The sequence below is a fragment of the Anaerosporobacter sp. genome, from assembly GCF_031551385.1.
GTDB lineage: Bacteria > Bacillota > Clostridia > Lachnospirales > Lachnospiraceae > Anaerosporobacter.
On record NZ_JAVBNS010000088.1, the window covers coordinates 1 to 11,663 of the forward strand.

Below are 11,663 nucleotides of genomic sequence, written 5' to 3' on the forward strand. Positions count from 1 at the left end.
AACGGGATTTAACTGGAAAGACCCAGATCATTTTAGAATTGTATATTTGCCAAATGTAGTTGAATTAAAGAGCGCAACAGACAAGTTAGCAGATTTCTTAAGTACATATCGCCAAAAATAATAAGATAACGCTAAGAAAATGTTAAGAATTCCTACTTGGAAAATTTATAAGTCTATGATAAAATGGGGAAGAGAAAATCGTAAATCGTTGATAGAGGTTAGGGCGACGGGGGCCTACAAAGGTGTACTGTCGACAAAATAGGGGAAGGTTTATGAGATATAGTCAAGAAATGAATGTAAAAATTGAGGTAAAGAATAGGCGTCAACTTCTGTATAATAAAATGCGAAGATTTGGGGAAATACTAAGCCAGAAAGAGACGATTGCCTATATTATTGTAGGAACACTTACAACAGGTGTAAATCTTACAGCGTATTACTGGTTCTATAATATTTCAGGAATAAGTAATCTGGTATCAAATGCATTTGCATGGATTGTAGCGATGTTGTTTGCGTATTATGCAAATGCGAAATATGTATTTAAACCAACGAAAAAGGGACTCGTTGGAGAACTCCTACAGATGAGTAAGTTTTTTACTGCAAGATTTCTCTCTTTCTTAGTAGAAGAAGCAGCAATGTTTGTGTTTGTAGATATACTATGTGTGAATAGTATGTTGATTAAAGCAATCATGAATGTAGTTGTTGTAATCATTAATTATTTCTTTAGTAAATGGCTGGTTTTTAATGATAGTAAGAAAAGAGGTATGTCATGGAAATTGAAAAGAAATATAGAGTCAAGCAATTACCAGAGCAATTAGATTTATATGAGAAGAAGATCATAGAACAAGGCTATCTCTGTACGAATCCCATTGTACGGATTCGACGTAGCAATGATGACTATATTCTGACGTATAAGTCTAAGTTCGGGATAGAGGAAAAACAAAATCAGAATGCCTGTATATCGAACGAAGTAGAAGTACCACTGAATCAAACGGGTTACGAGCATCTGAAAACAAAAGTAGATGACCATATCATTGCAAAGACTAGGTATATTATTCCGTTAGGGAATGAATTGAAAGCTGAGCTTGATATTTTCCATGAACAATTAGATGGGTTGTATTTTGTAGAAGTGGAATTCCCAGATGAGCAGTTAATGAACGAATTCATTCCACCAAAATGGTTTGGTGAAGATGTAAGTGGAGATGTACGTTTTAAGAATAACTATTTAGCTACGTTGGAGAACTATCAGGAAGAGATGTTTGCGTAGGTGAATTGGAATAAAATAGTGATATACGATAAAAGTCTATCTATCGTATATCACTATTTTTTATGCATTAAATATAAGATTCTTATTATTTGTACTATTTAACTTATGCAATTAAATGATTAATAGAAGCTAATTCATATAATGTAAAAGGGTCAATATCAATACATTGTGTTACATCTCTGTCACCTTGCATATCCCATGCTAAAGTATTGTTTAATATAGTACAAGATTCTTTAAAGAATTGAATGTCTCGTAAAGGCTTTAATGCATCAAACTGTAAATCATTATTTGCATCATATTCAATTATTTTACCATCATCAAAAAATACTTGTACATGATAATTATCTAATGGTATTACTTGCACCACAATTGGAAAATAATCTTGCATAAAATCCCCACTTTCTATTATCAATTATCTTGTACTTTTGTATCAGTAAAGTAGCTATGCAAAACTTCATTACCTACCTTGCTTCTTCGGTGGTGTTCTATAATTAAGAAACGGTAGTGAAACACCTATAGTACTTCTTGGTGTGTATATTCAAAACCTAGGAAGGCGAGGCATGGACGCCGAGCCAGCCTGAGCTGAGGCAGGATGCCGAATCGAAGGCGTTTCCGTAAGCTTTCAATAGACTATCTATACACACTTAGAAGTACTTAGGTGTGTAGCGTGTTTCGTATTATAGAACACCACCGAAGAAGCTATAGAACATATAAAAGTTTTGCATCGAAAATGTATCGCATTTAATAAATCCTAGGAAACGTAACAATCGCCTTAAACAAATCCCCATCCAGCACAATATCAAACGTAGCATTTTGCAAGCTGGCTAAACTTTGAGCGATAGACAAACCAAGACCAGTCCCTTCGGTGTTACGGGACAAATCCCCACGAACGAAACGTTCCATAAGTTCATCAGCGCTAATGTTAAGCTTAGTAGCGGAGATATTCTTAACAGAGACACTAACATGTTCCTCGGTTGCTTCTAAGTCAATATAAACTCTTGTACCGTGCAACGCGTATTTGTTGACATTCGATAACGTATTCTCAAGGATGCGGAACGTGCTTCGGCCATCGGCATAGATGTATAGCGGTTCTTCTACATCAGTTAAATCAATTTCTAAATCATTCTGGGCCAAACGGTCTTCGAATTCACCAATTGTCTGTTTCATGAGTTCCACTAAATTAATCTTTTGCATATGAAGAGTGATAGCACCACTAGAAGCTTTCGAAGCTTCCACCAAGTCTTCGATTAAAGTTTTAAGACGCTGGGCTTTCGCGTCTAATACTTCAATATATTGAAGTGCCGTTTCGTTATCAAGAGGTTCTTTTTTCAACAAATCAACATAGTTGATAATGGAAGTAAGAGGGGTCTTGATATCGTGCGATACATTGGTAATCAATTCTGTTTTTAAACGCTCACTTTTCAACTTCTCGTCCATAGCATCCGATAGACCATTACTAATGTCGTTGATATATCTGCTTAAAACACGAATACCAGGAAGGATTTCTTCCTCATTAATCTTGTGTGTAAAGTCACCATCACTGATTTTTTTTGTTTCTTTAATAAGAAAACTAAGCGAAACAATTGCATGAAGAAAATATTTTCCGAATATAAGAAACAGGATGCAAAGCAAAATAATCGCAAGGAAAGTAAAAGCAGGAAGTTTAAAAGATAAGGCGATTATTAAGGTAAGGGTAAAGAGAATTACCCATATTGCAGTTGCTTGATACGTCAGCTCTTTATAAGCAAAAAATTCCTGTAACCATATATGGATACAATTTCCGATGCGAATAAGCAACATGTTTGAACGCAGTGTATTACATTTTACTCTTCGAACAATACTAAAGAAGTTGTAGATAAAGATGGGATACATAGCGATGTAGATACCAAACAGGCGTAAAAAATACTCATTTTCATCAGAAAACTTAGAGTTAATAAGTTCGAATAGAGAATTAAGTAAAAACAAAAAGGTTACAAGCGAAAGAACAGCAGCTGTTTCTGTATTTATTTTATCATAAGCAAGTAGATACAAGGACTTTGAACGTTTTCCATAGCCAGCAAACTGTACCCCTAAGATAAGAAATGCCAAGAAGACAATAAAGATAATTGGCAGATAGAGGATTGCTGCTTTATAGGATTGGTGCATGGTTTGAAAACTATGATACGCGGGTGAGAAATCATCGCCACTATAAGGAAAGTCATTGATGGTAGCGGTATAGAATACATAATCATCTTCTTTTTCTGTACGAACTGCTACGTCTGCGGTATTATCAACGGAGGTCTCTGAGTCAGTGGAGTCATTTGATGAAGAGGGAAGGGAAAGCTGTGTCTTGACACAAGTAGACATCCACTCTAATGTACGGGAATCTAGGAGTCCCCATTTGATAACATTCGTATTGTATATGGTACTATTCGTGTTGAGTACAAGATAAGCATCACATTTGGATATGTTCTTCATAAAATCCGAGGTGTTTTCTTGGAGAAGCGAAGGCATATCAAGAGAATTCTCAAATGCTACGGATTCTTCCGAGGATTCAAGAGATTCACTGGTGTTTGTTTTAACAGTACTTGTAACAGTTGTAGTAGGTGCATAAGGGCTGATATATGTTTCAGAAACAAAGTTTGGAGAGTAATATTCAGCACCTGTTGTTAAGTTTTTTACATAATAGATGAAATTACTATCATTTACATTCAGAATTTGATTATAGTATTCGAATTTATCTTGGTCACTTACGAGTTCATTCATAAAGAATGTTTCATTAATGTGAGTGGTAGGAAATTCTTCTTCAGTAGGAAACGTTGTAGTATACTTATTCTCACGATACATGACATAAGCGGCAACTCTTTCATTATATTTTGCAAATGTTTTCTCAAAATAATAGGTTTCAGTAAACTTCTCATCATTGCTTCCATAATAATCAGGATAATGAAATATGTGATAGAAGCATAGTAAAAGAAGAAATCCGAATACCGCTAATCCCAGTTGGATAACCCATTTGACCGTAAGGGAATATTTTATTCTTTTCATGGAAACCTCCAAGGTATTAAATAGTACAAGTATTGTTTGTGAAAGACAGAGGGCTTATAAATCTTCTACTTTATAGCCAATACCCCACGCAACTTTAAGATACTTTGGCTCTTTTGGATTAATCTCTATCTTTTCTCGGATATGTCGGATATGAACAGCAACAATGTTATCAACACCAAACGAAGGTTCATTCCAAATCTGCTCGTAGATTTCGGAGATAGAGAATACTTTTCCTTTGTTTTTAACAAGTAATTTAAGCAGATTATACTCGATTGGAGTCAGCTTAATTAATTCATTATCAACCCATACCTCTTTCTTCTCATCATCAATAATTAAGTCGCCAGTTTGATAGAGATTTGTGCTTTCTGGAATACTCCCGAACTTGGTATAGCGGCGTAATGCTGATTTAACACGAGCAATTAATTCAAGAGGATTAAAAGGCTTTGAGATATAATCATCAGCACCTAGATTAAGACCAACAATCTTATCCGTGTCTTCTGATTTGGCAGAAAGGAAGATAATTGGCATGGTATTGTCCTCTTCTCGTAATGCAATCACGGTATGGATTCCATCAAGGATTGGCATCATAATATCAAGTAAAAGTAAATGAATTGTTTCGTTATGGATAATATCAAGTGCTTCTTTTCCATTATATGCTTTTCGAACTTGATAGTTTTCTTGCGTTAAATATATTGCAACTGCGTCAACAATTGCAGGATCATCATCACAAATTAAAATTGTGTACATAGTAGTCCTCCTGGTTATATGGTTAAGTATATAGTACTAAATAGAATGTCTTTTTTTTAATAGAAAATTCTCAGTGAAAGATAGTATATCTCCTTACTATGTTATACCATAAACTAAATCTTTTGTAAGCTATTTTTGCAGACAAGTTAAAAAATAAGTAACAAGTATCTTGTTGCAAAAGACAGAATAAAAACGAAATTGGTGTAAATGGTTAAAAAAATGACAAGCAAAAATGTTAAAACTGGAACAATTATGTTAATTTTGCAACAAATGCTTGTTAGAAATAAGTAAAACTGATGAATAATGGAATGAAAAACAAAAAAAGATGATAATAATTGCACAACTCGTATTGATTTTGAAAATAAGTGTGTTATAATATAAACGAACACAACATCAAAAGTATTACAGAATTTTAAGGAGGATATGCATTATGATGAGATTTACATTACCAAGAGATATGTACTATGGAAAAGGTTCAATTGAACACTTAAAAAATTTAAAAGGTAAAAAAGCCATAATCGTGCTTGGTGGCGGTTCGATGAGACGTTTTGGCTTCGTAGATAAAGTAGAAGCATATTTGAAAGAAGCTGGTATCGAAACAAGATTATTCGAAAATGTAGAACCAGATCCTTCCGTTGAAACAGTTATGAAAGGTGCTGCCGAGATGAGAGAATTTGAGCCAGATTGGATTATCGCTATGGGCGGTGGATCACCAATTGATGCTGCAAAAGCTATGTGGGCATTCTATGAATATCCAGATACAACATTTGAAGATTTAATTACACCTTTCTCATTCCCAGAATTAAGACAAAAAGCAAAATTCTTAGCAATCCCTTCAACATCAGGAACAGCTACAGAAGTTACAGCGTTCTCTGTAATTACAGATTATGCAAAAGGAATCAAATATCCTTTAGCAGATTTTAATATAACACCAGACGTTGCTATTGTTGATCCGGATTTAGCAGAAACAATGCCAGCTAAATTAGTAGCACATACAGGTATGGACGCAATCACACATGCAATTGAAGCATATGTATCAACATTGAATTCACCATTTACAGACCCACTTGCTATTAAAGCAATTCAAATGGTTGTTGATTATCTTCCAGCTTCATTTGGTGGAGACATGAATGCAAGAGAGCAGATGCACTATGCACAATGTCTTGCAGGACAAGCATTCTCTAATGCATTACTTGGTATTGTTCACTCTATGGCTCATAAAACAGGAGCGGCATTCTCAACAGGACATATCCCTCATGGATGTGCGAATGCAATCTACCTTCCATATGTAATCAAATACAATGCAAAAGTAGCAGCAAGCAGATATGCAGATATTGCGAAAGCAATTGGAATTAATGGTACAGATGAAGAATGTGTAAAAGCATTATGTGATAAGATTGATGAATACAATGCTAAATTAGACATTCCTAAGACATTAAAAGAATTCGGTATTAACGAAGATGAATTCAAACAAAAAGTTGCAGATATCGCTGTGAATGCAGTAGGTGATGCTTGTACTGGATCAAATCCAAGACCAATTACACCAGCTGAGATGGAAAAATTATTCACATGCATCTACTATGGTACAGAAGTTGATTTCTAAATCATAATAATTACGGAGTTCTAAATCGTTTGGGTTTAGAACTCTGTTTTAAATTGTAACTAAAAATGGCTACTGTTCATCACGGAGAGAACAGGTAATAAAAATGCAAATAAAGTTGAAAAAGTGAGTATAAGTACTAGATTTTTGCATGATTATAAATTATAATTAATAATTAGAGCAGATTGAAGAGGTTTGTTAATCTGGCGAATGTATTTACTTAATAAAATTATGAATCATTGCGTAACTAATTGTAGTTGCCAATCATAAATTATAAGATGTATGGAGGAAAGATATGTTTACAATACGTAAAAAAGAAGTGTTAGCGAACAATATCTATCTTATGGATATTGAAGCTCCACGTGTAGCAAAATCATGCTATCCAGGACAATTTGTAATCGTTAAGATGGATGAAAAGGGAGAACGTATCCCATTAACAGTATGTGATTATGATAGAGAAGCTGGTACAGTAACAATTGTATTTCAAGTTGTTGGAGCTTCTACAGAAAGAATGGCAGAATATGAAGTTGGTGAAACATTCAGAGATTTCTCTGGCCCATTAGGATGTAAATCAGAATTAATCGATGAAAATCCAGAAGAATTGAAAGAGAAGAGTATCTTATTCGTAGCTGGTGGTGTTGGTACAGCTCCAGTTTATCCACAAGTAAAATGGATGCATGAACAAGGATATGATGTAGATTGTATCATTGGTGCTCGTAATAAAGACTTAATTATTCTTGAAGAAGAAATGAAGAAAGTTGCAAAGAATGTATACGTTGCAACAGATGATGGTTCATATGGCTTCAAAGGTAATGTTAATGATAAAATTAAAGATTTGGTTAACAACGAAGGCAAAAAATACGATTTAGTAATCGCAATCGGACCAATCATCATGATGAAATTCGTTACAATTTTAACAAAAGAACTTGGAATTCCTACAATCGTAAGTATGAATCCAATCATGGTAGATGGTACAGGTATGTGTGGTGCTTGTCGTTTAACTGTTGGCGGAGAAGTTAAGTTTGCTTGTGTAGATGGACCTGAATTCGATGGACATCTTGTTGACTTTGATGAATCTATGATGAGACAACAGATGTATAAGACAGAAGAAGGAAGAGCAACATTAAGACAAAGAGAAGGAGCAACTCATAAAAATGGTGGTTGCGGATGCGGAGGTAATCACTAATGGATATGTTAACAAGAATTCCAGTTAGAGAGCAAGAACCTAAAGTTCGTGCTACGAATTTTGAAGAAGTATGTCTTGGCTATAACGTAGAAGAAGCACAGACAGAAGCAACTATATGTTTAAAATGTAAGAATGCAAAATGTGTTACAGGATGTCCAGTATCTATCGATATTCCAGGATTCATCAAAGAAGTAGAAGCTGGTAATATGGAAGATGCTTACCAAGTAATCAGTAAGTATTCTGCACTTCCAGCAGTATGTGGACGTGTATGTCCACAGGAATCACAATGTGAAGCAAAATGTATTCGTGGTATCAAAGGTGATGCAGTATCAATTGGTAAATTAGAGCGTTTTGTAGCTGACTGGGCAAGAGAAAACGAAATTAAACCAAAAGCAGCTGATTCAATGAACGGAAAGAAAGTTGCTGTAATCGGTTCAGGCCCTGCAGGTCTTACTTGCGCAGGAGATCTTGCAAAACTTGGTTATGATGTAACAATCTTTGAAGCACTTCATGAAGCAGGTGGAGTATTATCATATGGTATTCCAGAATTCCGTTTACCAAAAGGAACAGTAGTACAATCTGAAATCGAAAATGTTAAAGCATTAGGCGTTAAGATTGAAACAAATGTTGTAATTGGTAAATCAACAACAATTGATGAATTATTAAATGAAGAAGGATTTGGTGCAGTATTTGTTGGTTCTGGAGCTGGTCTTCCAAAATTCATGGGTATTCCGGGAGAGAATGCAAACGGTGTATTCTCAGCAAACGAATACTTAACTCGTAGTAACCTTATGAAAGCATTTGATGAATCTTATGATACACCAATCGTTGCTGGTAAGAAAGTTGCTGTTGTTGGTGGTGGTAACGTAGCAATGGATGCTGCAAGAACTGCATTAAGACTTGGAGCAGAAGTACACATCGTATACAGAAGAAGTGAATCTGAACTTCCAGCCAGAGTAGAAGAAGTACACCATGCAAAAGAAGCAGGAATTATCTTTGACTTACTTACGAATCCAAAAGAAATCTTAGTAGATGAAAAGGGTTGGGTTAAAGGTATGACTTGCGTTAAGATGGAACTTGGCGAGCCAGATGAATCAGGAAGAAGAAGACCACAAGAAGTTGCAGGTTCTGAATTTACACTTGATCTTGATACAGTTATCATGTCACTTGGTACTAGTCCAAATCCTCTTATCTCTTCAACAACAGAAGGATTAGACATTAACAAGTACAAATGTATCGTAGCAGACGAAGAAAAAGGACAAACATCAAAAGAAGGCGTTTACGCTGGTGGAGATGCTGTTACTGGTGCTGCAACAGTTATCCTTGCAATGGGAGCTGGTAAAGCTGCTGCTAAGGGAATTGATGAGTATTTATCAAATAAATAAGAATCATAATTAAATAATATAAGACAAAGAACATGGCGGAGTATATGAAGTAGTATACTCCGCCATGTTTTTGTCTATAAACTGATATTTAGCTAGTAAGAGATGCGCAAATTGCAGCGCATTTTATGCTCTAACATCAGCCGAATTGAGTTACATCAACATAATATCTAAAATTAGACCGCATCGTAAAGTTTCGTTCTGTGGCAAAAACACGAAGTTCCGTTGTGGAATAAAGTTCAAGGCATGCGCCCCAACGAAAATGACCAACACCATAACTGTCCATATGCTTTTCGGAAATTTTTTCTGTGTATATATTATCATCTCCATCACCTAAATCCCAAAGATCCATATAATCTCGATTCAAAGACTCCATACGGAATCCGATCATATACAAATGATTGTCTTCGCTTGTGACAAGATTAATTGAGGAATAATTTCCGTGCATAAGAGTGGATTCTCTTAGATGCGAGAAACTTGCAGTAGTAATGTTGTCAGATTGCGAACGATAAAAATCAATCTTTCCATTGTCGTAAACAGCCATAATATAATATCCAATACCATTGTTGACATAGTGGGTGATGCTGACTGCGCCAGCTTTGGCGTCACTACGGGTAAGAATATTCTTAACAAACTCTGGTGAACGTCCACATGCTGCACTCATATTTTTTATATCATAAAGCTGAATGACAGAGGAGGAATCGCCTTCAAGTGGGATTAACACATAATCACCAAGGATTTGAAATCCGCCCGCATGGTTATAGTTATTATAATTCTGCATGTCTCTTCTTACAAAGGTATTATTGTCCATTGTAATCAGTCTTCCGTGTTTATTTCCTTCGTGATTATGAGAAACGAGATAATGTCCATGATAAACACCAATACCCTGAATATGAGAAATAGAATCCGTTCCAGAATTTCCTTTGAGTGTAAAGGAGTAACCGGTAGTAGGAATGTCACGGAAAGCAGCTTCGACATCAACTATCTTGGCATTTTGGTAATATACTGCGGGTACTGGATTTGGGCAGACCATGCGGAATGCAGTAGCAATGGTGTAAGGTTCTGTAAGTTCTGTGATAGAAAATGTTCCATTGGCAACGATAACAGTATAGATTGTGTCGCTAAGGATAAAGCTTTCAGGAACTGCAGTCTCTATCATGGAGTATTCTCCATCAGGAACATGATAAAAGTTAACATAGCCATCGTCACCAGAAGTAGCAGAAAATAGAAAATTACTATTTTGTGCAAGACTGAATTCTGTGCCCTCTAACGGATCACCGAATATGGTGGTGCTAAGAAACGTGACGGTTACATCGACTGGTTCAGGAGGATAACAGCAATCACAACAGCAATCACAACAACAGTTACAGCAACAATTGCAACAGTGCTTACAGCAGTGACTCGACTCGCATGAGGAAATGTTTATAGTCGAATTAGAAGTTTGGTTTGTTTTAGAATTCATATATTTTACTCCTTGTGTGTGGGCATATTACACCGCTAGGAAGTAGTGTAGGTTTATAGTGTCTTGTGTCACAAAAGGTTGTTACAGAATATAATATGCATAAAAAAGCTGTTTTGTGACAGATGAAAATGTAAGATAGAACACCTGGTCAGAAAAAACTAAAAAAAACAGACCTTATAAAAATTACACACCTTTAATCCTAACTTAAAAATCTTATAATTAACTATATAACTTGAAAAATAATCGTTTATTTTAACGAAAATAGTTTTACAAATGCTACTTGTAAAAGTAAGTACTAACATCGAAAAAACAAACCTTAAAGGATTGGAGGCTAAAATATATGTTATCATATCAATTTACAGACAATAAGGGAACATTCAAGGTAGTAAATCCAGAAAACACAAATTATCTGTATTTTCCTATTGCCAATGAAACAGGATTAAAGAGCTCAATATCACCATTACTCGGTGGAGATTGTAAGATGGATCAAAACAGCTTCGTGTTACAACCAGTTAGTAGTGAGGATTTACATAATAATAAGGCAAGTAGAAACTTCTGGTGTGATATTACTGGGAAGGGCCTATGGTCAGCTACAGGAATGTCAATGAAACAGTTAGACAATCAGTTGACAGATAAGAAAGAGAAAACAACACTTGAAGCTGGAATGCTACATCACACAATGTATAGACTTTCGGAAGAATACGGAATAGGTTCTAAAATTCTTTCCTTCGTACCGATTGAAGACAATGTTGAGATCATGAAAGTGAGTATACGCAACATTACAGATGAAGAACTTGAATTTACAGCAACAGCAGCAATACCAGTATACGGAAGGTCAGCAGACAATATTCGAGATCACCGTCACGTAACATCATTGCTACATCGAATTGAAACAAAAGAATATGGAGTATACGTAAAACCAACATTTTCATTTGATGAAAGAGGTCATCAAAAAAATGAAATGATTTACTATGTAGCTGGATGTACAGCAGAAG

Annotated in this window: 9 protein-coding genes and 1 pseudogene; 6 read left to right on the forward strand and 4 right to left on the reverse strand. The window is 35.4% G+C overall.

Going from position 1 to position 11,663, the window contains the following annotated elements; all coding sequences use genetic code 11:
- Window positions 1-272: 272 nt before the first annotated feature.
- Together RMR19_RS08170 and RMR19_RS08175 are read left to right on the forward strand one after the other, a co-directional pair.
- Window positions 273-815 (forward strand): GtrA family protein, encoded by a 543-nt coding sequence (locus tag RMR19_RS08170; RefSeq protein ID WP_310603000.1) that lies wholly within the window; start codon window positions 273-275, stop codon window positions 813-815.
- Window positions 767-1,264 carry a CYTH domain-containing protein gene (locus tag RMR19_RS08175; RefSeq protein ID WP_310603001.1) on the forward strand — a complete coding sequence of 166 codons (498 nt, stop codon included), beginning with the start codon at window positions 767-769 and terminating at the stop codon, window positions 1,262-1,264. Before RMR19_RS08170 ends, RMR19_RS08175 begins: the two co-directional genes overlap by 49 nt.
- A 103-nt stretch (window positions 1,265-1,367) precedes the next feature.
- Here RMR19_RS08175 and RMR19_RS08180 read toward each other — a convergent pair whose 3' ends face one another.
- From RMR19_RS08180 to RMR19_RS08190, 3 genes are all read right to left on the reverse strand, one after another.
- Window positions 1,368-1,631, reverse strand: a complete 264-nt coding sequence (locus RMR19_RS08180; protein WP_331654677.1) for a DUF2442 domain-containing protein — start codon at window positions 1,629-1,631, stop codon at window positions 1,368-1,370.
- 374 nt (window positions 1,632-2,005) lie between these two features.
- The gene (locus RMR19_RS08185) at window positions 2,006-4,291 is read right to left on the reverse strand and encodes a sensor histidine kinase (protein WP_310603003.1); all 2,286 of its coding nucleotides are present in this window, start codon (window positions 4,289-4,291) and stop codon (window positions 2,006-2,008) included.
- A 54-nt stretch (window positions 4,292-4,345) separates the two neighbouring features.
- Complete coding sequence (locus tag RMR19_RS08190) at window positions 4,346-5,038, reverse strand: response regulator transcription factor (protein WP_310603004.1); 693 nt, start codon at window positions 5,036-5,038, stop codon at window positions 4,346-4,348.
- Between the two features lie 430 nt (window positions 5,039-5,468).
- Between RMR19_RS08190 and RMR19_RS08195 the strand changes: the two genes are divergently transcribed.
- The 3 genes from RMR19_RS08195 to gltA all read left to right on the forward strand — a co-directional run bounded on the left by RMR19_RS08195 (window position 5,469) and on the right by gltA (window position 9,209).
- Window positions 5,469-6,641 (forward strand): iron-containing alcohol dehydrogenase, encoded by a 1,173-nt coding sequence (locus RMR19_RS08195; RefSeq protein ID WP_310603005.1) that lies wholly within the window; start codon window positions 5,469-5,471, stop codon window positions 6,639-6,641.
- Between the two features lie 292 nt (window positions 6,642-6,933).
- Complete coding sequence (locus RMR19_RS08200; protein WP_310603006.1) at window positions 6,934-7,824, forward strand: sulfide/dihydroorotate dehydrogenase-like FAD/NAD-binding protein; 891 nt, start codon at window positions 6,934-6,936, stop codon at window positions 7,822-7,824.
- Window positions 7,824-9,209, forward strand: a complete 1,386-nt coding sequence (gltA, locus tag RMR19_RS08205; RefSeq protein WP_310603007.1) for an NADPH-dependent glutamate synthase — start codon at window positions 7,824-7,826, stop codon at window positions 9,207-9,209. The genes RMR19_RS08200 and gltA overlap by 1 nt, the downstream gene beginning before the upstream one ends.
- A gap of 136 nt (window positions 9,210-9,345) precedes the next feature.
- Here gltA and RMR19_RS08210 read toward each other — a convergent pair whose 3' ends face one another.
- Entirely contained in the window at window positions 9,346-10,668 is a 1,323-nt protein-coding gene (locus RMR19_RS08210; protein WP_310603008.1) for a prealbumin-like fold domain-containing protein, read from the reverse strand.
- 340 nt (window positions 10,669-11,008) lie between these two features.
- Between RMR19_RS08210 and RMR19_RS08215 the strand changes: the two are divergent.
- Window positions 11,009-11,663, forward strand: a pseudogene (locus RMR19_RS08215) (GH36-type glycosyl hydrolase domain-containing protein); the annotation flags it as partial.